General features: G+C 56.1%; 20 protein-coding genes. 12 read left to right on the forward strand and 8 right to left on the reverse strand.

The genetic code is table 11. The annotated features are described in order from the left end of the window. Positions 1-34: 34 nt before the first annotated feature. The 11 genes from ileS to folA all read left to right on the forward strand — a co-directional run bounded on the left by ileS (position 35) and on the right by folA (position 14137). Entirely contained in the window at positions 35-2851 is a 2817-nt protein-coding gene (gene ileS, locus KGP22_RS03265; protein WP_223581207.1) for an isoleucine--tRNA ligase, read from the forward strand. After that, positions 2851-3351, forward strand: coding sequence for a signal peptidase II (lspA, locus tag KGP22_RS03270; RefSeq protein WP_033144602.1), 501 nt, complete (start codon positions 2851-2853; stop codon positions 3349-3351). The genes ileS and lspA overlap by 1 nt, the downstream gene beginning before the upstream one ends. 52 nt (positions 3352-3403) lie before the next feature. Next, complete coding sequence (gene fkpB / locus KGP22_RS03275; RefSeq protein ID WP_003856450.1) at positions 3404-3853, forward strand: FKBP-type peptidyl-prolyl cis-trans isomerase; 450 nt, start codon at positions 3404-3406, stop codon at positions 3851-3853. 1 nt (position 3854) lies between these two features. Further along, positions 3855-4805 (forward strand): 4-hydroxy-3-methylbut-2-enyl diphosphate reductase, encoded by a 951-nt coding sequence (gene ispH / locus KGP22_RS03280; RefSeq protein ID WP_111964069.1) that lies wholly within the window; start codon positions 3855-3857, stop codon positions 4803-4805. Positions 4806-5010: 205 nt separating this feature from the next. Then, positions 5011-5832: a 4-hydroxy-tetrahydrodipicolinate reductase gene (dapB, locus tag KGP22_RS03285; RefSeq protein WP_111964068.1), complete on the forward strand. Its 822-nt coding sequence runs from the start codon at positions 5011-5013 to the stop codon at positions 5830-5832. Between the two features lie 454 nt (positions 5833-6286). Next, positions 6287-7435: a glutamine-hydrolyzing carbamoyl-phosphate synthase small subunit gene (carA, locus tag KGP22_RS03290; RefSeq protein WP_032642612.1), complete on the forward strand. Its 1149-nt coding sequence runs from the start codon at positions 6287-6289 to the stop codon at positions 7433-7435. An 18-nt stretch (positions 7436-7453) separates the two neighbouring features. Beyond that, on the forward strand, positions 7454-10678 hold the full coding sequence (gene carB, locus KGP22_RS03295) for a carbamoyl-phosphate synthase large subunit (protein WP_223581213.1): 3225 nt from the start codon (positions 7454-7456) through the stop codon (positions 10676-10678). Positions 10679-10817: 139 nt separating this feature from the next. Next, positions 10818-11051, forward strand: a complete 234-nt coding sequence (locus tag KGP22_RS03300) for a YgdI/YgdR family lipoprotein (protein ID WP_003856439.1) — start codon at positions 10818-10820, stop codon at positions 11049-11051. 103 nt (positions 11052-11154) lie between these two features. Then, on the forward strand, positions 11155-11685 hold the full coding sequence (kefF, locus tag KGP22_RS03305) for a glutathione-regulated potassium-efflux system oxidoreductase KefF (protein ID WP_047173708.1): 531 nt from the start codon (positions 11155-11157) through the stop codon (positions 11683-11685). Continuing rightward, positions 11678-13543, forward strand: coding sequence for a glutathione-regulated potassium-efflux system protein KefC (gene kefC, locus KGP22_RS03310; protein ID WP_115876461.1), 1866 nt, complete (start codon positions 11678-11680; stop codon positions 13541-13543). Before kefF ends, kefC begins: the two co-directional genes overlap by 8 nt. Before the next feature lie 114 nt (positions 13544-13657). After that, entirely contained in the window at positions 13658-14137 is a 480-nt protein-coding gene (folA, locus tag KGP22_RS03315; protein ID WP_008502023.1) for a type 3 dihydrofolate reductase, read from the forward strand. 39 nt (positions 14138-14176) lie between these two features. On the opposite strand, the gene apaH is transcribed toward folA, so the two are convergent. From apaH to lptD, 6 genes are read right to left on the reverse strand one after another with little or no spacing between them, the layout of a single operon-like run. After that, positions 14177-15025, reverse strand: coding sequence for a bis(5'-nucleosyl)-tetraphosphatase (symmetrical) ApaH (apaH, locus tag KGP22_RS03320; RefSeq protein ID WP_115876460.1), 849 nt, complete (start codon positions 15023-15025; stop codon positions 14177-14179). 4 nt (positions 15026-15029) lie between these two features. Further along, positions 15030-15407: a Co2+/Mg2+ efflux protein ApaG gene (gene apaG / locus KGP22_RS03325; protein WP_008502021.1), complete on the reverse strand. Its 378-nt coding sequence runs from the start codon at positions 15405-15407 to the stop codon at positions 15030-15032. A 3-nt stretch (positions 15408-15410) separates the two neighbouring features. Beyond that, complete coding sequence (gene rsmA / locus KGP22_RS03330) at positions 15411-16232, reverse strand: 16S rRNA (adenine(1518)-N(6)/adenine(1519)-N(6))-dimethyltransferase RsmA (RefSeq protein WP_023310362.1); 822 nt, start codon at positions 16230-16232, stop codon at positions 15411-15413. Beyond that, on the reverse strand, positions 16229-17215 hold the full coding sequence (pdxA, locus tag KGP22_RS03335) for a 4-hydroxythreonine-4-phosphate dehydrogenase PdxA (RefSeq protein WP_032660737.1): 987 nt from the start codon (positions 17213-17215) through the stop codon (positions 16229-16231). The genes rsmA and pdxA overlap by 4 nt, the downstream gene beginning before the upstream one ends. Beyond that, positions 17215-18501, reverse strand: coding sequence for a peptidylprolyl isomerase SurA (surA, locus tag KGP22_RS03340; RefSeq protein ID WP_223581215.1), 1287 nt, complete (start codon positions 18499-18501; stop codon positions 17215-17217). Before surA ends, pdxA begins: the two co-directional genes overlap by 1 nt. A gap of 53 nt (positions 18502-18554) precedes the next feature. Next, entirely contained in the window at positions 18555-20921 is a 2367-nt protein-coding gene (lptD, locus tag KGP22_RS03345) for an LPS assembly protein LptD (protein WP_223581217.1), read from the reverse strand. Between the two features lie 239 nt (positions 20922-21160). Between lptD and djlA the strand changes: the two genes are divergently transcribed. Then, a complete protein-coding gene (djlA, locus tag KGP22_RS03350) occupies positions 21161-21976 on the forward strand; it encodes a co-chaperone DjlA (protein ID WP_008502016.1) in 816 nt (271 codons plus the stop codon). A 28-nt stretch (positions 21977-22004) separates the two neighbouring features. On the opposite strand, the gene rluA is transcribed toward djlA, so the two are convergent. Together rluA and rapA are read right to left on the reverse strand one after the other, a co-directional pair. After that, entirely contained in the window at positions 22005-22664 is a 660-nt protein-coding gene (gene rluA / locus KGP22_RS03355) for a bifunctional tRNA pseudouridine(32) synthase/23S rRNA pseudouridine(746) synthase RluA (protein ID WP_223581219.1), read from the reverse strand. A gap of 12 nt (positions 22665-22676) precedes the next feature. Then, positions 22677-25583 (reverse strand): RNA polymerase-associated protein RapA, encoded by a 2907-nt coding sequence (rapA, locus tag KGP22_RS03360; RefSeq protein ID WP_133293761.1) that lies wholly within the window; start codon positions 25581-25583, stop codon positions 22677-22679. Positions 25584-25595 lie beyond the last annotated feature (12 nt).

Raw genomic sequence — 25595 nt, forward strand, 5'->3', positions numbered from 1 at the left:
CTGCCTACGTGATAAATACGGAACCGAGAATCTGATGAGTGACTATAAATCAACCCTGAATTTGCCGGAAACAGGGTTCCCGATGCGCGGCGATCTCGCCAAGCGCGAACCGGGAATGCTGGCGCGTTGGACCGATGATGACCTGTACGGCATCATTCGTGCAGCCAAAAAAGGCAAAAAAACCTTCATTCTGCATGATGGCCCTCCATATGCGAATGGCAGCATTCATATTGGTCACTCGGTTAACAAGATTCTGAAAGACATTATCGTGAAGTCCAAAGGGCTCACGGGCTATGACTCGCCTTACGTTCCAGGCTGGGACTGCCACGGTCTGCCAATCGAGCTGAAAGTGGAGCAAGAGTTCGGCAAGCCGGGTGAGAAGTTCACCGCCGCCGAGTTCCGTGCGAAGTGCCGCGAATATGCAGCCACGCAGGTCGACGGTCAGCGCGCTGACTTCATCCGTCTGGGCGTGCTGGGCGACTGGTCGCACCCGTACCTGACCATGGATTTCAAAACTGAAGCCAACATCATCCGTGCGCTGGGCAAAATCATCGGTAACGGTCACCTGCACAAAGGCGCTAAGCCGGTGCACTGGTGCGTGGACTGCCGCTCTGCGCTGGCAGAAGCGGAAGTGGAGTATTACGACAAAACTTCCCCATCTATCGACGTGGCGTTCCATGCCGTCGATCAGGATGCGGTGAAGGCTAAATTTGGCGTCTCCTCGGTAAACGGCCCGATCTCTCTGGTGATCTGGACCACCACCCCGTGGACTCTACCTGCCAACCGTGCGATCTCCCTGTCCGGTGAGTTCGAATACGCGCTGGTGCAGATTGACGGTCAGGCGGTTATCCTGGCGAAAGATCTGGTTGAGAGCGTGCTGAAGCGCGCGCATATCAGTGACTACACCGTGCTGAGCACCGTGAAAGGCGACGCCCTGGAACTGATGCGCTTCAAGCACCCGTTCCTGGACTTCGACGTTCCGGCGATCCTGGGCGATCACGTGACGCTGGAAGCGGGTACCGGTGCGGTGCATACCGCCGGTGGCCACGGTCCTGACGACTACAACATCAGCCTGAAGTACGGTCTGGAAATCGCTAACCCGGTCGGCCCGGACGGTTCTTATCTGCCTGGCACCTACCCGGCGCTGGATGGTATCAACGTCTTCAAAGCGAACGACATTATCGTTGACATGCTGCGCACCAGCGGCGCGCTGCTGCACGTTGAGAAAATGCAGCACAGCTATCCGTGCTGCTGGCGTCACAAGACCCCGATCATCTTCCGTGCGACCCCGCAGTGGTTCGTCAGCATGGATCAGAAAGGCCTGCGCGAGCAGTCTCTGAAAGAGATCAAAGGCGTGCAGTGGATCCCTGACTGGGGCCAGGCGCGTATCGAATCCATGGTAGCTAACCGTCCTGACTGGTGTATCTCCCGTCAGCGTACCTGGGGTGTACCGATGTCTCTGTTCGTGCACAAAGAGACGCAGGAACTGCACCCGAACACCCTGGAACTGATGGAAGAAGTGGCGAAGCGCGTCGAAGTTGACGGCATTCAGGCGTGGTGGGATCTCGACGCCCGCGACATCCTGGGCGCTGATGCAGATAACTACGAGAAAGTGCCGGATACCCTGGACGTGTGGTTCGACTCCGGGTCTACCCACTCCTCCGTGGTTGACGTGCGTCCGGAATTCGCTGGTCACGCTGCCGATATGTATCTGGAAGGGTCGGACCAACACCGCGGCTGGTTCATGTCATCTCTGATGATCTCCACCGCCATGAAGGGTAAAGCACCTTACCGTCAGGTACTGACTCACGGCTTCACCGTGGATGGACAGGGCCGTAAGATGTCCAAGTCCATCGGTAACACCGTTTCTCCGCAGGATGTGATGAACAAGCTGGGCGCAGACATCCTGCGTCTGTGGGTGGCTTCGACCGACTACACCGGCGAAATGGCGGTGTCTGACGAGATCCTGAAGCGTGCTGCCGACAGCTATCGTCGTATCCGTAACACCGCGCGCTTCCTGCTGGCGAACCTGAACGGGTTCGATCCGGCAAAAGACATGGTGAAACCGGAAGAGATGGTGGTGCTGGACCGCTGGGCGGTAGGCTGCGCGAAAGCGGCGCAGGACGATATCCTGAAAGCCTATGAGTCTTACGACTTCCACGAAGTGGTGCAGCGCCTGATGCGCTTCTGCTCCATCGAGATGGGCTCGTTCTACCTCGACATCATCAAAGACCGCCAGTACACCGCGAAAGCGGACAGCGTGGCGCGTCGTAGCTGCCAGACCGCGCTGTTCCACATCGCAGAAGCGCTGGTACGCTGGATGGCGCCGATCATGTCCTTCACCGCGGATGAAATCTGGGGCTATCTGCCGGGTGACCGTGAGAAGTATGTCTTCACGGGTGAGTGGTACGAAGGTCTGTTCGATCTCTCCAGCACCGAAGCGATGAACGATGCCTTCTGGGACGAGCTGCTGAAAGTGCGTGGCGAAGTGAACAAGGTTATCGAGCAGGCGCGCGCAGACAAGAAAGTCGGCGGCTCTCTGGAAGCGGCAGTCACGCTGTACGCCGAACCGGAGCTGGCGGCGAAGCTGATCGCGCTGGGCGATGAATTACGATTTGTCCTGTTGACCTCCGGTGCGAAAGTTGCGGATTATGCCGAGGCTTCTGCTGATGCTCAGCAGAGCGAACTGCTCAAAGGACTGAAAGTCGCGCTGAGCAAAGCCGACGGTGAGAAATGCCCGCGTTGCTGGCATTACACCACCGATGTCGGTCAGGTGGCGGAACACGCAGACATCTGCGGACGCTGTGTAAGCAACGTCGCCGGTGACGGCGAAAAACGTAAGTTTGCCTGATGAGTAAAACTCTCTGTTCAACAGGACTGCGCTGGCTGTGGCTGGTTGTGGTGGTGCTGATTATCGATCTGGGCAGCAAATTCCTGATCCTCCAGAATTTTGCTCTGGGGGAGACGGTCCCGCTGTTCCCGTCGCTTAACCTGCACTACGCGCGTAACTACGGCGCAGCGTTTAGTTTCCTTGCCGACAGCGGTGGCTGGCAGCGCTGGTTCTTTGCAGGTATCGCTCTCGGTATCTGCGTGATCCTGGCGGTGCTGATGTACCGCTCGAAGGCCACGCAAAAGCTGAATAACATCGCCTACGCGCTGATCATTGGCGGCGCGCTGGGCAACCTGTTTGACCGCCTGTGGCACGGCTTTGTGGTCGATATGATTGACTTCTACGTCGGCGACTGGCATTTCGCGACCTTTAACCTGGCCGATACGGCAATTTGTATCGGTGCGGCGTTAATCGTGCTGGAAGGCTTCTTGCCTAAACCGGCTGCGAAAGAGCAGGCGTAACACACTCGCCCGGTGGTGTAATGCCACCGGGCAAAACAAGCGAGCAATTTGCATGTCTAAATCCGTACAGAGCAACAGCGCGGTTCTCGTTCACTTCACGCTGAAGCTGGATGACGGCTCTACGGCCGAATCCACCCGCAACAACGGCAAACCGGCCCTGTTTCGTCTTGGTGATACCTCCCTGTCTGAAGGTCTTGAGCAGCAGCTTCTCGGTCTGAAAGAGGGTGAGAAAAAGGCCTTTTCGCTGGAGCCGGATGCCGCGTTTGGCGTGCCGAGCCCGGATCTGATCCAGTATTTCTCGCGCCGCGAGTTTATGGACGCAGGTGAACCGGAAATCGGCGCGATTATGCTTTTTACCGCTATGGACGGCAGCGAAATGCCTGGCGTGATCCGCGAAATCAACGGCGACTCTATTACCGTTGACTTCAACCATCCGCTTGCCGGGCGTACCGTTCATTTTGATGTTGAAGTGCTGGAAATCGATCCTGCGCTGGAGGCCTGAAATGCAGATCCTGTTGGCTAACCCGCGCGGCTTCTGCGCCGGTGTAGACCGCGCTATCAGCATTGTTGAAAACGCGCTGGAGATTTACGGCGCGCCGATTTATGTGCGTCACGAAGTGGTGCATAACCGCTATGTTGTCGACAGCCTGCGCGAGCGCGGCGCAATTTTTATTGAGCAGATCAGCGAAGTACCGGACGGTGCGATTCTGATCTTCTCCGCGCACGGTGTCTCGCAGGCGGTCCGTAACGAAGCAAAAAGCCGCGATCTGACCGTATTCGATGCTACCTGTCCGCTGGTGACAAAAGTGCATATGGAAGTGGCGCGCGCCAGCCGTCGTGGTGAAGAGTCGATTTTGATTGGCCATGCCGGTCATCCGGAAGTCGAAGGCACCATGGGCCAGTACAGCAACCCGGAAGGGGGGATGTATCTGGTTGAGTCGCCTGAAGATGTCCTTACGCTGAACGTGAAAAACGAAGCGCGTCTGTCGTTTATGACCCAGACGACGCTCTCCGTAGACGATACCTCAGACGTGATTGACGCCCTGCGTCAGCGCTTCCCGAAAATCGTCGGCCCGCGTAAGGATGATATCTGCTACGCAACCACTAACCGTCAGGAAGCGGTGCGCGCGCTGGCTGAAAAGGCGGATGTGGTGCTCGTGGTCGGCTCCAAAAACTCATCTAACTCCAACCGTCTGGCCGAACTGGCGCAACGCATGGGGAAAATGGCTTTCCTGATTGATGACGCGTCGGATATTCAGGAAGCGTGGGTTAAAGACGCGGCCTGTGTCGGCGTGACGGCCGGGGCGTCTGCGCCAGATATTCTGGTTCAGAACGTCATTTCCCGTCTGCAGGAGCTAGGCGGTGGCGAAGCGGTGCCGCTGGAAGGTCGTGAAGAGAACATCGTTTTCGAAGTCCCGAAAGAACTGCGCATCGACGCCCGCGAAGTTGAATAGTCCTTTTTCTGATGAAAGGCCAGCACCTCCTGTGCTGGCCTTTTTTTTACCCGTTACTTTATCGTGACGACAAAATCATGTCTTTTACTGATATTTAAGTCGGTTTCACGTTAAATTCTAATTATCGGTGTTTTCAGTTGGCAGTGCTTCTCAAGGCTGGTTAATCTGAAAACGGTTTACATCATTTTAACGTAAGAGAATAACTATGCATGATGCACAGATCCGTGTCGCCATTGCGGGCGCGGGTGGACGTATGGGCCGTCAGCTTATTCAGGCGGCACTTCAGATGGATGGCGTAGCGCTTGGCGCGGCACTGGAGCGAGAAGGTTCTTCGCTTCTGGGGACCGATGCCGGTGAGCTGGCGGGCGCTGGCCACACGGGCGTTACCGTGCAAAGCAGTCTGGAAGCGGTAAAAGAGGACTTCGATGTATTCATCGATTTTACCCGCCCGGAAGGGACGCTCACGCATCTGGCGTTTTGTCGTCAGCACGGCAAGGGGATGGTGATCGGCACCACCGGTTTTGACGATGCGGGCAAGCAGGCTATCCAGGATGCATCAAAAGAGATTGCGATTGTCTTCGCGGCAAACTTCAGCGTGGGCGTTAACGTCATGCTGAAGCTGCTGGAGAAGGCCGCGAAGGTGATGGGCAATTATACCGATATCGAGATTGTAGAAGCTCACCACCGTTACAAGGTTGATGCGCCATCTGGCACGGCGCTGGCGATGGGCGAAGCGATTGCTCATGCACTTGATAAAGATTTAAAAGACTGCGCGGTCTATACCCGCGAAGGTTACACCGGCGAACGCGTACCTGGCACCATTGGTTTCGCAACCGTGCGAGCGGGTGACATCGTCGGCGAACATACGGCGTTGTTCGCCGATATTGGCGAACGTGTCGAAATTACGCATAAAGCCTCAAGCCGAATGACGTTCGCCAACGGCGCCGTACGTTCCGCTTTGTGGCTTAAAAGCAAGAAAAGCGGTCTTTTTGATATGCGAGATGTGCTCGATCTCAACAATTTGTAAGCATTATTACCCATCGTGATGTGGTTATTGCAGTCGTAATTGTTTGATTGCATAGGGCAATATTTTATTGCCCTTTTATTTTATCTTTTTCATTCATTATTTTTAATGAAGTCTCCAAATAACTATATCTTGTACCGTTTTAACGTTACTGAAATGTAAATTTTGACCATACGGTCCACTTTTTCATGCTCCAACAAGACATTTTTTATTAAACAAGGCGCGCAAGCGTTTTCTGCGGTGATTTACCTGATCTTTTTGTCGCTTAAGCCGCATTACTCTCACCAGGTCTGCAAAACACTAAACAAAATATCCGTTTTAAGTTGACTTTTACCCACCAAATCTCCAGAATGCCGCCGTTTGCCAAAAATCCGCTGGCAACACATTTGCATTGATTCATGACACGGTTATGAATTAATATGCAAATAAAGTGAGTGAATATTCTCTGGAGGGTGTTTTGATTAAGTCAGCGCTATTGGTTCTGGAAGACGGAACCCAGTTTATCGGTCGGGCCATAGGGGCAACGGGTTCGGCGGTTGGGGAAGTCGTTTTCAATACTTCAATGACCGGTTATCAAGAAATCCTCACTGATCCTTCCTATTCTCGCCAAATCGTTACTCTTACTTATCCTCATATCGGCAATGTCGGCACCAATGCGGCTGACGAAGAATCCTCTCAGGTACATGCGCAAGGCCTGGTCATCCGCGACCTGCCGCTGATAGCCAGCAACTTCCGCAATACCGAAGATCTTTCTTCTTACCTGAAGCGCCATAACATCGTGGCGATTGCCGATATCGATACCCGTAAGCTAACGCGTCTGCTGCGCGAGAAGGGTGCACAGAACGGCTGCATCATCGCGGGTGATAACCTCGATGCGGCGCTGGCGCTGGAAAAAGCGAAAGCCTTCCCTGGCCTGAACGGCATGGACCTGGCGAAAGAAGTGACTACTGCTGAAGCCTACAGCTGGACTCAGGGTAGCTGGACGCTGGAAGGCGACCTGCCGGAAGCGAAAAAAGAGAGCGAGCTGCCGTTCCACGTGGTGGCCTACGATTTCGGCGCCAAGCGCAACATCCTGCGCATGCTGGTTGACCGCGGCTGCCGCCTGACGGTGGTTCCGGCACAAACGTCTGCCGAAGACGTGCTGAAGATGAATCCGGACGGTATTTTCCTGTCCAACGGTCCTGGCGACCCGGCGCCGTGCGATTACGCCATCGCCGCCATCAAGTCCTTCCTGGAAACCGACATCCCGGTATTCGGCATCTGCCTCGGCCATCAGCTGCTGGCGCTGGCGAGCGGTGCGAACACCGTTAAGATGAAGTTCGGCCACCACGGTGGTAACCACCCGGTGAAAGACATCGATAACAACACGGTGATGATCACCGCGCAGAACCACGGTTTTGCCGTCGACGAAGCCTCAATGCCGGCTAACCTGCGCGTGACCCATAAGTCGCTGTTCGATGGCACCCTGCAGGGTATCCACCGTACTGATAAGCCAGCATTCAGCTTCCAGGGCCACCCTGAAGCCAGCCCGGGCCCACACGACGCCGCGCCGCTGTTCGATCACTTCATCGAACTTATCGAGCAATACCGTAAGACAGCTAAATAATCAGGAGCCGAGAAGACAATGCCAAAACGTACAGACATAAAAAGCATCCTGATCCTTGGCGCTGGCCCGATCGTGATCGGCCAGGCCTGCGAATTCGACTACTCCGGCGCTCAGGCGTGTAAAGCCCTGCGCGAAGAGGGTTACCGCGTTATCCTGGTGAACTCCAACCCGGCAACCATCATGACCGACCCGGAAATGGCAGATGCAACCTACATCGAGCCGATTCACTGGGAAGTGGTGCGTAAAATCATCGAGAAAGAGCGTCCGGACGCGGTGCTGCCAACCATGGGCGGCCAGACGGCGCTGAACTGTGCGCTGGAGCTGGAGCGTCAGGGCGTGCTGGAAGAGTTCGGCGTGACCATGATCGGTGCGACCGCCGACGCCATTGATAAAGCAGAAGACCGTCGCCGCTTCGACGTGGCAATGAAGAAAATCGGCCTCGACACCGCGCGTTCCGGTATCGCACATAACATGGAAGAAGCGCTGGCCGTTGCCGCTGAAGTGGGTTATCCGTGCATCATCCGTCCATCGTTCACCATGGGCGGCACCGGCGGCGGTATCGCCTACAACCGTGAAGAGTTCGAAGAGATTTGTGAGCGCGGTCTTGATCTCTCCCCAACCAAAGAGCTGCTGATTGACGAGTCGCTGATTGGCTGGAAAGAGTACGAGATGGAAGTGGTGCGTGATAAAAACGACAACTGCATCATCGTCTGCTCCATCGAAAACTTCGATGCGATGGGTATCCACACCGGTGACTCCATCACCGTTGCGCCAGCCCAGACCCTGACCGACAAAGAGTATCAAATCATGCGTAACGCCTCGATGGCGGTACTGCGTGAAATCGGCGTGGAAACCGGCGGTTCTAACGTGCAGTTCTCGGTTAACCCGAAAACAGGCCGCCTGATTGTTATCGAAATGAACCCGCGCGTGTCCCGTTCCTCAGCGCTGGCCTCTAAAGCGACCGGCTTCCCGATTGCGAAAGTGGCGGCGAAACTGGCGGTGGGTTACACCCTCGACGAGCTGATGAACGACATCACCGGTGGCCGCACGCCTGCGTCCTTCGAGCCGTCCATCGACTACGTTGTGACCAAAATTCCTCGCTTCAACTTCGAGAAATTCGCGGGCGCGAACGACCGTCTGACCACCCAGATGAAATCTGTCGGTGAAGTGATGGCGATTGGCCGCACCCAGCAGGAATCCCTGCAGAAAGCGCTGCGCGGCCTGGAAGTGGGCGCGACCGGCTTTGACCCGAAAGTGAGTCTGGACGACCCGGAAGCGCTGACTAAAATTCGCCGCGAGCTGAAAGACGCGGGCGCAGAGCGTATCTGGTACATCGCCGATGCCTTCCGTGCGGGCCTGTCCGTGGACGGCGTGTTCAACCTGACCAACATCGACCGCTGGTTCCTGGTGCAGATTGAAGAGCTGGTCCGTCTGGAAGAACAGGTTGCCGAGCTGGGCATCACCGGCCTTGACGCTGACTTCCTGCGCGTGCTGAAGCGTAAAGGCTTCGCCGACGCGCGTCTGGCTAAGCTGGCGGGCGTGCGTGAAGCAGAAATCCGCAAGCTGCGCGACCAGTACAATCTGCACCCGGTCTACAAGCGCGTGGACACCTGTGCGGCTGAATTCTCGACCGACACCGCGTACATGTACTCCACCTATGAAGACGAGTGCGAAGCGAACCCGTCAGTCGACCGCGACAAGATTATGGTGCTGGGCGGCGGTCCAAACCGTATCGGCCAGGGCATCGAGTTCGACTACTGCTGCGTACACGCCTCGCTGGCGCTGCGCGAAGACGGTTACGAGACCATCATGGTCAACTGTAACCCTGAAACGGTTTCTACCGACTACGATACCTCCGACCGCCTCTACTTCGAGCCGGTTACCCTGGAAGACGTGCTGGAAATCGTGCGCATCGAGAAGCCAAAAGGCGTTATCGTGCAGTACGGCGGCCAGACCCCGCTGAAGCTGGCGCGCGCGCTGGAAGCGGCGGGCGTACCGGTTATCGGCACCAGCCCGGATGCGATTGACCGCGCGGAAGACCGCGAGCGTTTCCAGCAGGCGGTTGACCGTCTGAAGCTGAAACAGCCGGTGAACGCCACCGTGACCGCTATCGAACAGGCCGTTGAGAAGGCGAAAGAGATTGGCTACCCGCTGGTGGTGCGTCCTTCCTACGTGCTGGGCGGCCGCGCGATGGAAATCGTTTATGACGAAGCCGACCTGCGTCGCTACTTCCAGACCGCAGTGAGCGTTTCCAACGATGCGCCAGTGCTGCTTGACCGCTTCCTCGACGATGCGGTAGAAGTGGACGTTGACGCCATCTGCGATGGCGAAATGGTGCTGATTGGCGGCATCATGGAGCATATCGAGCAGGCAGGCGTGCACTCCGGCGACTCCGCCTGTTCTCTGCCAGCGTACACCCTGAGCCAGGAGATTCAGGACGTGATGCGCCAGCAGGTGCAGAAGCTGGCCTTCGAGCTGCAGGTTCGCGGCCTGATGAACGTCCAGTTCGCGGTGAAAGACAACGAAGTCTACCTGATTGAAGTCAACCCGCGTGCGGCACGTACCGTACCGTTCGTCTCGAAAGCCACCGGCGTACCGCTGGCGAAAGTGGCGGCGCGCGTGATGGCGGGCCAGACGCTGGCGCAGCAGGGTGTGACCAAAGAGATCATTCCACCGTACTACTCGGTGAAAGAAGTCGTGCTGCCGTTCAACAAATTCCCGGGGGTTGACCCGCTGTTAGGGCCAGAAATGCGCTCTACCGGGGAAGTGATGGGCGTGGGCCGCACCTTCGCCGAAGCGTTCGCGAAGGCGCAGCTGGGCAGTAGCTCCACCATGAGAAAATCAGGCCGTGCGCTGCTCTCCGTTCGCGAAGGCGACAAAGAGCGCGTGGTTGACCTGGCCGCCAAGCTGCTGAAACAGGGCTTCGAGCTGGACGCAACCCACGGTACGGCGATTGTGCTGGGTGAAGCCGGTATTAACCCGCGTCTGGTGAACAAGGTGCATGAAGGTCGTCCGCACATTCAGGACCGTATCAAGAATGGCGAATACACCTACATCATCAACACCACCGCAGGCCGCCAGGCGATTGAAGACTCCAAGCTGATTCGCCGCAGCGCGCTGCAGTACAAGGTGCACTACGACACCACCCTGAACGGCGGTTTCGCAACGGCTATGGCGCTGAACGCGGATGCCACCGAGAAGGTGATTTCAGTGCAGGAAATGCACGCGCAGATTAGCAAGTAAGTAAAAATGCCCGGTGCCGTTCGGTTGCCGGGCATTCTCCCCATCTTCAGAACCTTCTGGTTTTTCATCCGGTTTCAGTCAGTTAGCCTAAAATGGTTAGGTCGATAACGAAATTCAACTGAGAGCAGGGGAAAACACCATGCAAAATAAATTACTGATCGCTTCCGTTCTGGCTGCTACGGCAATGTTTACCGTTGCGGGCTGTTCGTCTAATCAGGCCGTAAAAACCACCGATGGCAAAACCATTGTCACCGACGGCAAACCGCAGGTGGATGACGATACCGGTCTGGTGTCGTACAAAAATGCCGAAACCGGTCAAACCGAGCAGATTAACCGTGACCAGGTGAAATCCATGGGCGAGCTGGATAACTAATTCAGAATTCTGACGTAAGCCCGTCAATAATATTCACTATTAGCCTGTTGAATTACTGACTACACTCTTTTGTTAAAAGAAAGTAGTAACAACAGGCTAATCAATGATTCTGATAATTTATGCCCATCCTTATCCGCAGCACTCGCATGCGAATAAGCGGATGCTTGAGCAGGTAAGGACGCTTGATAACGTAGAGATACGTTCCCTCTATCAACTCTATCCCGATTTTAATATCGATATCGCCGCCGAACAGGAGGCGCTCTCCCGTGCCGATCTGATTATCTGGCAGCACCCCATGCAGTGGTACAGCACGCCCCCGCTGCTGAAACTGTGGATTGATAAAGTCTTCTCCCACGGCTGGGCGTATGGACACAACGGCCATGCGCTAAAAGGGAAAAGCCTGATGTGGGCGGTCACCACCGGCGGTGGGGAAAGCCATTTTGATATCGGTTCCTTCCCGGGTTTTGACGTCCTGGCGCAGCCGCTGCAGGCGACAGCGCTCTATTGCGGTTTGAACTGGCTCCCGCCTTTTGCGATGCACTGCACGTTTGTTTGCGACGATGAAACGCTGCAGGCGCAGGCTCGCCATTATAAACAACGCTTACTTGAGTGGCAGGAGACGCACCATGGATAGCCATACGCTGATACAGGCGCTGATTTACCTCGGCGCGGCGGCGCTGATTGTGCCCGTGGCGGTACGCCTGGGGCTGGGCTCTGTTCTCGGCTATCTGATTGCGGGCTGCGTCATTGGGCCGTGGGGCTTTCGTCTGGTCACGGATGCCGAGGCGATTCTCCATTTTGCTGAAATCGGCGTTGTGCTGATGCTGTTTGTGATTGGCCTGGAGCTCGATCCCCAGAGGTTGTGGAAGCTTCGCGCCTCGGTATTTGGCGGAGGGGCACTGCAGATGGTGGCCTGCGGCCTGCTGCTGGGTGGGTTCTGCATCCTGCTGGGCATGGACTGGAAAGTGGCAGAGCTCATCGGCATGACGCTGGCGCTCTCCTCAACGGCTATTGCCATGCAGGCGATGAACGAGCGAAATCTGACGGTATCCCAGATGGGACGAAGCGCGTTCTCGGTGCTGCTGTTCCAGGATATTGCCGCTATTCCGCTGGTGGCGATGATCCCGCTGCTGGCAGCCAGCGGTTCCTCTACCACGCTGGGCGCCTTCGCGCTGTCGGCACTGAAGGTGGCGGGCGCGCTGGCGCTGGTAGTGCTGCTTGGCCGTTACGTGACCCGCCCGCTGCTGCGGTTTGTTGCCCGTTCAGGCCTGCGCGAAGTGTTCAGCGCCGTGGCGCTATTCCTGGTGTTTGGCTTTGGTCTGCTGCTGGAAGAAGCCGGGCTGTCGATGGCGATGGGGGCGTTCCTCGCAGGCGTCCTGCTTGCGAGCTCGGAATACCGTCACGCGCTGGAAAGCGATATCGAGCCGTTTAAAGGCTTGCTGCTGGGGCTGTTTTTCATCGGCGTCGGGATGTCCGTCGACTTCGGCACGCTGGTGACGCACCCGCTGCGGATCGTCATCCTGCTCGTCGGCTTCCTGATCATTAAAATGGTAATGCTGTGGCTGATTGCGCGTCCGCTGAAGGTTCCAAATAAGCAGCGCAGCTGGTTTGCAGTGCTGCTGGGGCAGGGGAGTGAATTTGCGTTCGTGGTCTTTGGCGCCGCGCAGATGGCAAACGTGCTCGATCCCGAGTGGGCGAAAGCGCTGACGCTGGCAGTCGCGCTGTCGATGGCCGCAACGCCCGTTCTGCTGGTGGTGCTGACGCGTCTGGAAAAATCGGGTAGCGAGCAGGAGCGCGAAGCCGATGAAATTGACGAAGAACAGCCGCGCGTCATCATTGCCGGATTTGGCCGCTACGGGCAGATCGTTGGCCGTCTGCTGCTGTCCAGCGGGGTGAAGATGGTTATCCTCGATCACGACCCCGACCATGTCGATACTCTGCGTAAATTTGATATGAAGGTATTTTACGGCGATGCGACCCGCGTCGATCTATTGGAATCCGCCGGTGCGGCCAAAGCGGAGGTATTGATTAACGCGATTGACGATCCGGAGACCAGCATGCAGATGGTGGAAATGGCGAAAGAACATTTCCCGGATCTGACCATTATTTCCCGTGCCCGCGATGTGGATCATTATATCCGTCTCAGGCAAGCGGGCGTAGAAGCCCCTGAGCGTGAAACCTTCGAAGGCGCGCTGAAATCTGGCCGTATGGCGCTGGAAAATCTGGGGCTCGGCGCGTATGAAGCGCGCGAGCGGGCGGACCTGTTCCGCCGCTTTAACACCGAGATGGTCGAAGAGATGGCGGCGATGGCCGGGAGTACGGCCACCGAGCGCGCGGCGGTGTTTAAACGCACCAGCGCCATGCTGACGGAAATCATTAACGAGGACCGTAATCACCTGTCGCTGATCCAGCGTCACGGCTGGCAGGGCACGGAAGAGGGCAAGCATACCGGCGATCCGTCTGACGAACCGGAGAGTAAACCTTCCGCGTGAAGTGGAGTTGCCAGCAATATTAAAAAATTTCTTTATCTTTACTCTGCCGCCAGTCGACGAAAGATTAAGCTTTCCGTATAGTGGCGGCAATTTTTTGCATCCGGGAAATTTTCAATGATCAGTCTGATTGCAGCGCTGGCGGTGGACCGCGTTATCGGTATGGAAAATGCCATGCCGTGGAACCTGCCTGCCGATCTCGCATGGTTTAAACGTACTACGTTAAACAAGCCGGTAGTGATGGGCCGCCTGACCTGGGAGTCGATTGGTCGTCCATTGCCGGGCCGTAAGAATATCGTTATCAGCAGCCAGCCGGGCACTGACGATCGCGTCGAATGGGTTAAATCAGTCGACGAGGCGATTGCTGCATGCGGCAATGCCGAAGAGATCATGGTGATCGGCGGTGGGCGCGTGTACGAGCAGTTCCTGCCAAAAGCGCAGAAGCTGTATCTGACCCACATTGATGCAGAAGTGGAAGGGGATACTCATTTCCCGGACTACGATCCGGACGAGTGGGAATCGGTATTCAGTGAATTCCACGACGCCGATGCACAGAACTCCCATAGCTACTGCTTCGAGATTCTGGAACGTCGTTAAGTGATTTTCCCTCTCCCGGCCGGGAGAGGGAATAGCGTATCAGGAGGCGACGGCCTCGCCTTCTCCTAAGTCCAGCTGTCGGTTGGACGGCTGCACAAAGTAAGCTTTATCTTCCCAGCGCAAGCAGGTTAACTCTCCGCCCCAGCAGCATCCGGTATCCAGACCGTAAATCCCTTCCGGCGTTCCTTTTCCTTCCAGTGCCGCCCAGTGACCAAATACCACGCTGTACTCGCTTGTCACCGGCCCCGGAATGGCAAACCACGGTTTCAGCGGAGCGGGCGCACTTTCCGGCGTCTCTTTGGAGTACATGTCCAGCTGTCCGTTCGGGAAGCAGAAGCGCATGCGGGTAAAGGCGTTGGTGATAAAGCGTAGACGGGCCAAACCGCTGAGATCCTCGCTCCAGTGGTTCGGCATATCGCCGTACATGGCATCGAGGAAGAAAGGATACGAGTCGCTCGCCAGCACCGCCTCAACGTCGCGCGCGCAGGTCTTCGCCGTCTCAAGATCCCATTGCGGGGTGATCCCGGCATGCGCCATGACCAGCTTTTTCTCCTCGTCGACCTGCAGCAGCGGCTGACGGCGAAGCCAGTTAATCAGATCGTCCGCGTCCGGGGCATCCAGCAGCGGAGTGAGGCGATCTTTAGGTTTGTTGCGGCTGATCCCGGCGAATACCGCCAGCAGGTGAAGATCGTGATTGCCCAGCACCATGCGGACGCTGTCGCCCAGCGATTTGACAAAACGTAATACTTCAAGAGAGCCGGGGCCACGCGCGACTAAATCGCCCGTCAGCCAGAGCGTGTCCTGTCCTGGCGTAAAGTCGACCTGTTTTAATAATGCGATCAGTTCATCGTAGCAACCGTGAACGTCGCCAATCAGATATGTAGACATTAGATTAATGAATAAGTGTGGTTACGGCGAGACGGAACACGGGAATGGCAACGCGGAAATCATTGCCATCGACATCGACCATTTCATAATGGCCCTGCATCGTACCCATCGGCGTTTCAATCACCGCGCCGCTGGTGTACTGGTACTCTTCGCCAGGGGCGATGTGGGGCTGTTCACCGACCACACCTTCACCCTGAACTTCGATTTCGCGGCCATTGCCGTTGGTGATAAGCCAGTAGCGTCCGCGCAGCTGCACGGGCGTCCGCCCCAGATTGCGAATGGTCACGGTGTAAGCAAAGACAAAACGTTCTTCGTCCGGCGATGACTGTGATTCAACATAGACGCTTTGTACATGGACACATACGCGGGGCGAATCAATCATGGCTTAACTCTCCTTCGGCGGCGCATTATCGCTGATGTAATTAGCCAGCTTGCAGTATTGCTCTACGGAAATGTTCTCCGCACGCATTGCCGGGTCGATTCCCAGTTCGGCTAACACCTCAACGGTAAAGGAATTGCTGAGGCTGTTACGGATCGTTTTACGACGCTGGTTAAAGGCTTCAGTGGTAATGCGGCTCAGTACACGCAGATCTTTAACCGGATACGGTTTCGTTTTGTGCGGTACAAGGCGCACAACCGCTGAATCCACTTTCGGTGGTGGTGTGAACGCTGACGGCGGTACTTCGAGTACCGGGATCACGTTGCAGTAATATTGTGCCATCACGCTTAAACGACCATACGCTTTACTGTTCGGGCCTGCAACCAGACGGTTAACAACCTCTTTTTGCAACATGAAGTGCATGTCGGCAATGGCATCAGTATAGCTAAAGAGGTGGAACATGAGCGGCGTGGAGATGTTGTACGGCAGGTTGCCGAAGACGCGCAGCGGCTGGCCCATTTTTTCCGACAGTTCGCCAAAGTTCATGGTCATGGCGTCCTGCTGATAGATGGTCAGCTTCGGCCCGAGGAACGGGTGCGTTTGCAGGCGAGCGGCCAGATCGCGGTCCAGTTCGATGACGGTCAGCTCGTCAAGGCGTTCGCCTACCGGCTCGGTCAGCGCGGCAAGACCCGGGCCGATTTCGACCATCGCCTGACCTTTTTGCGGATTAATAGCCGAGACAATGCTTTCGATCACGAACTGATCGTTAAGGAAGTTTTGCCCGAAACGTTTACGGGCTAAGTGGCCCTGATGGACTCGATTAGTCATTGAGTATTAACAATCATTTTGATGGCGAGATTAAGCGCCGTAATAAAACTGCCGACATCCGCTTTTCCCTGGCCTGCCAGATCCAGCGCAGTACCGTGGTCAACGGACGTTCGAATAAAGGGTAAACCGAGGGTGATATTCACCCCACGGCCAAAGCCCTGGTATTTTAGCACGGGCAGGCCCTGATCGTGGTACATCGCGAGCACGGCGTCGGCATTATCCAGGTATTTCGGCTGGAAAAGAGTATCTGCAGGCAGCGGCCCGCTGAGGTTCATCCCCTTCGCCCGCATTTCGTTGAGCACCGGAATAATGGTGTCGATCTCTTCGGTGCCCATGTGCCCGCCTTCGCCGGCGTGCGGATTCAGGCCACAGACCAGCACATGCGGCTGCGGTATCCCAAACTTTGTCTGCAGATCGTGGTGCAAAATCCCGATGATCTCGCGCAGGAGTTCAGGGGTGATCGCATCCGGAATGGCTTTGATCGGCAGATGGGTGGTCACCAGCGCAACGCGCATTTCCTCCGTCGCCAGCATCATCACCACTTTCGGGCTACGTGAGCGCTCTTCGAAGAACTCCGTATGCCCGGTAAACGGTATACCCGCTTCGTTGATGACGCCTTTATGGACGGGACCGGTAATCAGGGCGGCAAATTCGCCCTTCAGGCAACCGTCGCAGGCGCGCGCCAGGGTTTCCACGACATAGTGGCCGTTTTCCGTGCTGAGTTGTCCCGGAATAACCGGTGTACGAAGCGGAACAGAAAGAAGGGTGAGTGTACCGGCTTGCTGCGGTGCAGGCTGTTGGCCTTCAACGTAAGGGATAAGCGTTAAAGGCAGACCGAGCAGCGTTGCCCGGTCTTGTAACAGTGTTGCATCGGCGCAGACAACAAGTTCTACAGGCCAGCTGCGCTGGGCGAGCTGGACAACGAGGTCAGGCCCAATCCCGGCGGGTTCGCCGGGCGTGATCACAACACGATGCTGTTTCATTAGTTGCTCAGAATTTTCACGTATGCGCTGGCGCGTTGTTCCTGCATCCAGGTGGCTGCTTCTTCAGAGAACTTACGGTTAAACAGCATACGGTAGGCTCTGTCTTTCTGTGCCGCATCCGTTTTATCAACGTTACGGGTGTCCATCAGCTCGATCAGATGCCAGCCAAACGAAGAGTGGACCGGCGCGCTGATCTGGCCTTTGTTCAGCTTCATCAACGCATCGCGGAAGGCTGGATCGTAAATATCCGCAGCCGCCCAGCCCAGATCGCCGCCCTGGTTAGCAGAGCCTGGATCCTGCGAGAACTCTTTTGCTGCCTTCGCAAAAGAGGTTTTACCGCTCTTAATGTCTGCTGCAATCTGTTCCAGCTTCGCACGCGCCTGATCGTCAGTCATGATCGGTGACGGTTTCAGAAGAATATGGCGAGCGTGAACTTCGGTGACGGAGATATTTTGGCTCTGGCCACGCAGATCGTTCACCTTCAGAATGTGGAAGCCCACGCCTGAACGGATTGGACCCACGATATCCCCTTTCTTCGCCGTGCTCAGCGCCTGAGCAAAGATGGATGGCAGCTCCTGAATACGTCCCCAGCCCATCTGGCCGCCTTTCAGCGCCTGTTGGTCAGCGGAGTAGGTGATAGCCAGCTTGCCAAAGTCTCCGCCGTTACGCGCCTGTTCGACAATAGAACGCGCCTGGCTTTCAGCTTCCGCAGCCTGATCGGAAGTTGGGTTCTCTGGCAGTGGGATCAGGATGTGGCTCAGGTTCAGCTCTGTGCTCGCATCGTTCTGGTTACCCACCTGTTTTGCCAGCGCGTCCACTTCCTGAGGCAGGATAGTCACGCGGCGACGCACTTCGTTGTTACGCACTTCCGAAATCAGCATCTCTTTACGGATCTGATTACGGTAGGTGGCGTAGCTGATGCCGTCATAGGCCAGACGGCTGCGCATCTGGTCTAAAGACATATTGTTCTGCTTCGCGATGTTAGCGATCGCCTGATCGAGCTGCTCGTCAGTGATCTTCACACCCATTTTCTGCCCCATCTGCAGAACGATCTGATCCATGATCAGACGCTCCAGGATCTGGTGGCGCAGCGTGGCGTCATCCGGAAGCTGTTGACCGGCTTCACCCGAATTGAGCTTCACCGATTTCATCAGACCGTCAACGTCACTTTCAAGCACAACGCCGTTGTTAACCACAGCAGCGACTTTATCAACAACCTGGGGGGCGGCGAAGCTGGTATTCGCAACCATAGCGACACCGAGCAGCAGCGTTTTCCAGTTCTTCATACTTTTTCCATTTCAATTAACCGCAAAGCGGATTACGTTGCAAATCAAGCACATTACAAGGCGCTACTGTACGGCAGAATATTCGAGCGCAGCATTTTCTGCGTACCCAGACCGTAGTTGGAACTCAGGCCGCGTAACTCGAAGTTAAAGCCAATCACGTTATCGTATTTGCTCTGATTGTTTTCACTGTTCCAGCCGTTAAGCTTACGTTCGTAGCCGAGACGCAGCGCGTAACAGCAGGAGTTATATTGCAGACCAACCATCTGGTCAGCAGCTTTATTGGCGTTAGTATCGAAGTAGTAAGCGCCTACGATTGACCAGCGGTCGGCGATTGGCCAACTCGCTGCGCCACCCACCTGCGAAATACCGTCTTTATACTGCTCGGCAGTACCATAGTTCGGTAGCGTCGCCTGAATATATTCCGGGCTGGCATAACGCGGGCTGGCATAACGATAGGTCAACTGCACCATACGATCTTCATCCCGGCGATACTCAATCGCCGCCGTACTGTTGGCGATATTGTCGAGACGGGTGTCATATTGGACGCCGCCGCGCAGACCCCAACGATCGGTCATACGCCAGTAGGTGTCACCAGCCCAAATCAGCGAACCTGTCTTGTTATCTTTCTCCCACTTGATATTGTCATCGCCCGTGCGAGACTCGGTGAAATAGTAGATTTGACCAACAGAAACGTTAAAACGTTCAACGGCAGCGTCATCATAAACGCGCGATGTGACCCCGGTCGTTAACTGGTTCGCTGAGGCGATGCGGTCAAGGCCGCCGTAGGTACGATCGCGGAACAGGCCGCTATAGTCAGATTGCAGTAAAGAGGAGTCGTAGTTATTGATGTTGCTCTGGTCGCGATAAGGCACGTACAGGTACTGCATACGTGGCTCCAGCGTCTGGGTATAGCCATCCGCCAGAAGTGCCATATTGCGTTCGAAGATCAGCTTACCGTCCATTTTGAACTGCGGAAGCGTACGGTTTACGGATTCCTCAAGATGGGCGTTGTTGCTGGTATTGTAATCATCAATATTTTTTTGCTGATAATGGGTCGCCATCAGCTTGGCTTCCGTATTCAGGCTTGCCCAGTCATTCGACCATGGCAAGTTGATAACGGGCTCCAGGTGAACACGGGTGGCTTCCGGCATATTGGAATTGGTGTTCACAAAATGCACGGCCTGGCCATAAATACGAGTGTCGAACGGACCCACGTCATTCTGGTACCAGTTAACGTCCAGCTGAGGCTCGGCGCCATAGGTACTTGCCGTCTGGCTGGAGAATACCTGGAACTGTTTGTTGGTTACCGTCGCATCGAAGTTCTGAACCGCGTAGCCAACGCTGAAAATCTGTGTGGCATAGCCATCAGTACTCGAACCGTATTTGGATGAGAAATCATTGAAGTAGTTCGGGTCACTGACTTTGGTGTAGTTGACGTTGAAACGCCAGACCTTGTCCATCACCCCGGAATGCTGCCAGAAATACATCCAGCGGTGCTTATCGCCTTCGGTTGGATGCTCGTCCTGGAAAACTTTATCCGACGGCAGATAATCCAGCTCCATCAGACCCGCACCAGCCTGGGTCAGATAGCGGAACTCGTTCTCCCACATGATGTTACCGCGCTTGTGGATATAGTGCGGCGTGATCGTCGCATCCATGTTTGGCGCGATGTTCCAGTAATACGGCAGGTAGAACTCAAAGTAGTTCGACGTGCTGTATTTGGCATTCGGGATCAGGAAACCGGAGCGACGTTTGTCACCCACGGGAAGCTGCAGATAAGGGCTATAGAATATGGGCACCGGACCCAGCTTGAAGCGGGCGTTCCAGATCTCTGCGACCTGTTCTTCGCGGTCATGGATAACCTCGCTCCCGACCACGCTCCAGGTATTTGAACCCGGCAGACATGACGTGAACGTACCGTTTTCCAGGATCGTATAGCGGTTTTCACCGCGCTGTTTCATCAGGTCTGCGTCACCGCGCCCCTGGCGACCCACCATCTGGTAATCACCTTTCCAGACGTTAGTATCTTTCGTATTCAGGTTTGACCAGGCTTTCGGACCTTTCAGGATGACCTGATTGTCGTCATAGTGCACATTACCCAGCGCATCCACCGTTCGTACCGGCTCGGCCGCACCTTCCGGTTGTTTCTGGTGCAGCTGCACTTCATCTGCCTGCAGGCGGCTATTGCCCTGGTTAATATCGACATTGCCCGTAAACGTGGCATTGTCAGGGTAAGTCCCTTTTGAACTGTCGGCAGTAATAGTTACCGGCAAGCTATTTGTATCGCCACTCACCAGTGGGCGATTATAACTTGGGACGCCAAGCATACACTGCGAGGCAAGATCGGCCGCCAGACCCTGTTGACTGTACAGGGCGGAGCCAATCATTGTGGCCAGGAGGGTGGGGATACGTTTTTTCATACGTTGTATTTTATTGTTCCGTCATCAGTGGCTACGGCTTATAAACGCTCAGAGACTATCTTACTCATCTGCGCAGTACCAGCGTTAATCCTGCCCGTTTGCGTGCCAGAGTGTTAGGCTCGCTATCGAATGACGAGTATGATAAAGCAAATTATAGGCGATGTCCTTCAATTGACCGTGACTTGAACACAGTGATGATGACGTTGCGTCGGCAAGGAATATGACTATCCGGGGAGTATATGCAGTATTGGGGTAAAATAATCGGCGTTGCGTTCGCCATCATCATGGGTGCCGGGTTCTGGGGAATTGTGCTGGGGCTTATTATTGGCCATATGTTTGATAAGGCGCGCAGCCGCAAAATGGCCTGGTTTGCCAATCAGCGCGAGCGTCAGTCACTCTTTTTCTCCACCACCTTTGAGGTCATGGGGCACTTAACCAAATCCAAAGGGCGTGTCACAGAAGCCGATATTCAGATTGCCAGCGTTTTTATGGATCGCATGAACCTGCACGGCGACTCCCGTCTGGAAGCGCAAAATGCGTTTCGCATCGGGAAATCCGATAACTATCCGCTTCGCGAAAAAATGCGTCAGTTCCGCAGCATCTGTTTTGGACGTTTTGATTTAATTCGGATGTTTCTGGAAATTCAAATCCAGGCGGCCTTCGCGGACGGTTCACTACACCCTAATGAACGTGACGTGCTGTACGTCATTGCGGAAGAGCTGGGCATCTCCCGTATGCAGTTCGACCAGTTCCTGCGCATGATGCAGGGCGGGGCACAGTTTGGCGGTGGCTATCACCAGCAGTCGTCCGGCGGTGCCTGGCAGCAGGCGCAGCGTGGTCCGACGCTGGAAGATGCCTGCAATGTGCTTGGCGTTAAGCCCTCTGACGATCAGACCACAATTAAACGTGCCTATCGTAAGCTCATGAGCGAACATCATCCGGATAAACTGGTCGCGAAAGGCTTACCGCCAGAAATGATGGAGATGGCGAAGCAAAAAGCGCAGGAAATTCAGAAAGCGTACGAACTGATTAAAGAGAAGAAAGGTTTCAAATAGAAAAAGCCCGACGATGTCGGGTTTTTTTTTAGAAGTCCACCGGGGCTTTAAACGTCATCGCGTTACCGAAGGCCGGATGGGTGATGGTGAGCGTCTGCGCGTGCAGCTGCAGACGTGGCGCTAAGGCCAGCGCTTCAGGCGGCGCGTAAAACCTGTCGCCCAGAATCGGATGACCCAGCGCAAGCATATGCACGCGCAGCTGATGCGAGCGTCCGGTAATCGGCTTTAGCAGGACGCGCGCGGTATTATCCGGCGCGTACTCAAGCACTTCATACTCGGTCTGCGCGGCCTTGTCGGTTTCATAACACACCTTCTGCTTTGGCCGGTTCGGCCAGTCGCAGATCAGCGGTAAATCCACCAGCCCTTCGGCCTGCGCCGGGTGACCCCAGATGCGGGCGACATACTGCTTCTTCGGCTCGCGCTCGCGGAACTGGCGCTTCAGCTCGCGTTCCGCCGCTTTGTTCAGCGCCACCACAATCACGCCGCTGGTCGCCATGTCCAGGCGATGGACAGACTCCGCCTGAGGATAATCGCGCTGAATGCGCGTCATCACGCTGTCTTTGTGCTCGTCCAGACGACCCGGCACGGACAACAGCCCGCTGGGCTTGTTGACCACCATAATGTGTTCATCCTGATACAGAATGACCAGCCAGGGATCCTGCGGCGGATTGTACGGCTCCATCACCATCTTGCGCTCCGGTTACTGATGCGTCACAACGATAAGACGCAGGGCATCCAGGCGCCAGCTAGCCTGATTGAGGCTTTCCAGCACCTGCTGACGGTTGCTTTCAATCGCTGCCAGTTCGTCGTCACGGATGTTAGGGTTCACGGCCTTCAACGCTTCCAGACGCGACAGCTCAGCAGACAGTTTCTCGTCGGCTTCCGCGCGCGCGGCATCAATCAGCGCTCTGGCCGCTTTCTCGATCTGGGTTTCGCCCTGTTGCAGAATAGCGTGCACGTCCTGCTGGACCGCGTTAACCAGCTTGCTGCCGGTATGGCGGTTCACCGCGCTCAGCTGTCGGTTGAAGCTCTCGAATTCAACCTGTCCCGCCAGGTTCGTACCGTTTTTGTCCAGCAGCAGGCGGACAGGCGTTGGCGGCAGGAAGCGGTTGAGCTGCAGCTGTTTCGGCGCCTGCGCTTCCACAACGTAGATCAGCTCCAGCAGCAGGGTACCCACCGGCAGCGCCTTGTTCTTCAACAGGGAGATGGTGCTGCTGCCGGTATCGCCGGAGAGGATCAGGTCCAGACCGTTGCGGATCAGCGGGTGCTCCCAGGTGATAAACTGGGCGTCTTCGCGGGACAGCGCCACATCACGCTCGAAGGTGATGGTACAGCCATCTTCCGGCAGGCCCGGGAAATCCGGAACCAGCATGTGATCGGACGGGGTCAGGACAATCAGGTTCTCGCCGCGGTCGTCCTGGTTGATGCCGACGATGTCGAACAGGTTCATGGAGAAGCTGATCAGACTGGTGTCATCATCTTGTTCTTCAATACTTTCGGCAAGCGCCTGCGCTTTTTCACCGCCGTTGGAGTGGATCTCAAGCAGGCGGTCGCGGCCCTGTTCCAGCTGCGCTTTTAGCGCGTCGTGCTTCTCACGACAGGACTTAATCAGATCGTCAAAGCCGTCGGTGTTTTCCGGCGCGGCCAGGTAGCCGATCAGATCGCCATGCACCTGATCGTAAATGGTGCGGCCCGTCGGGCAGGTATGTTCAAACGCGTCCAGACCTTCGTGGAACCAGCGCACCAGCACGGACTGGGCCGTTTTTTCCAGATATGGCACGTGGATCTGAATATCATGGGCCTGACCGATACGGTCCAGACGGCCGATACGCTGCTCCAGCAGATCGGGGTTGAACGGCAGATCGAACATCACCAGGTTGCTGGCGAACTGGAAGTTACGGCCTTCAGAACCGATTTCAGAGCACAGCATAACCTGAGCGCCGCTGTCCTCTTCGGCAAACCACGCCGCGGCGCGGTCGCGTTCAACGATGGACATGCCTTCGTGGAACACGGCGGCGCGAATGCCTTCGCGCTCGCGCAGGACCTGCTCCAGCTGCAGCGCGGTGGCCGCCTTGGCGCAGATCACCAGCACCTTCTGGGAACGGTGCGCGGTCAGGTAGCCCATCAGCCACTCTACGCGCGGATCGAAGTTCCACCAGGTGCCGGTATCGCCTTCAAATTCCTGGTAGATTTGTTCCGGGTAGAGCATGTCGCGAGCGCGCTCTTCCTGCGTTTTGCGCGCGCCCATAATGCCGGAAACTTTAATGGCCGTCTGATATTGCGTCGGCAGCGGCAGCTTGATGGTGTGCAGCTCGCGTTTCGGGAAGCCTTTGACGCCGTTACGGGTGTTACGGAACAGCACGCGACTGGTGCCGTGGCGATCCATCAGCATGTCGATAAGTTCTTTACGCGCGGATTCCGCGTTCTCGCTGTCGCTGTTAGCGGCCTGCAGCAGCGGCTCGATATCCTGCTCGCCAATCAGATCGCTCAGGGTGTTGAGTTCATCATCAGAAAGACGCTTGCCCGCCAGCAGCAGCGCGACGGCATCCGCAACCGGACGGTAGTTATTCTGTTCTTCCACAAACTGCCCGAAGTCGTGGAAACGGTTTGGATCGAGCAGGCGCAGACGGGCGAAGTGGCTTTCCAGACCCAGCTGTTCCGGCGTTGCGGTCAGCAGCAGGACGCCAGGCACGCGCTCGGCAAGCTGCTCGATAGCCATATATTCGCGGCTCGGCGCGTCTTCACTCCAGACCAGGTGGTGCGCTTCGTCGACCACCATCAAATCCCACTCGGCATCGCACAGGTGCTCTAGACGCTGCTTGCTGCGGCGCACGAAGTCCAGGGAACAGATCACCAGCTGTTCGGTTTCAAAAGGGTTGTCCGCATCATGCTGCGCTTCGGCATAGCGTTCGTCGTCGAACAGGGAGAAACGCAGGTTAAAGCGGCGCAGCATTTCAACCAGCCACTGGTGCTGCAGGGTTTCTGGCACCACAATCAGCACGCGTTCGGCAGCGCCGGAAAGCAGCTGTTGATGCAGGATCATGCCCGCTTCAATGGTTTTACCCAGGCCCACCTCATCTGCCAGCAGCACGCGCGGCGCGTGGCGACGGCCCACGTCATGGGCGATGTTCAGCTGGTGGGGGATCAGGCTGGTGCGCTGGCCGCGCAGGCCGCTCCACGGCATGCGGTACTGTTCACTCTGGAACTTACGCGCGCGATAGCGCAGGGAGAAGCGATCCATACGGTCGATTTGCCCGGCAAACAGGCGGTCCTGCGGCTTGCTGAACACCAGCTTGCTGTCGAGCAACACTTCACGCAGGATGACATTTGACTCGTCGGTGTCCAGGCGAGTCCCGATGTAGGCGAGCAGTCCATTCTCTTCTTTTACGTCTTCAATCTTGAGCTGCCAGCCGTCATGGCTGGTCACGGTGTCACCCGGATTAAACATCACGCGGGTTACAGGGGAGTCATTGCGAGCGTACAGACGGTTTTCACCGGTGGCAGGGAAGAGGAGGGTAACCATACGCGTATCGATTGCTACGACGGTTCCTAATCCAAGTTCGCTTTCTGTATCGCTGATCCAGCGTTGACCAAGTGTAAAAGGCATAGTTGTTCGGCT

The sequence above is a fragment of the Enterobacter sp. JBIWA005 genome (genome assembly GCF_019968805.1).
Taxonomy (GTDB): Bacteria; Pseudomonadota; Gammaproteobacteria; order Enterobacterales; family Enterobacteriaceae; genus Enterobacter; species Enterobacter vonholyi.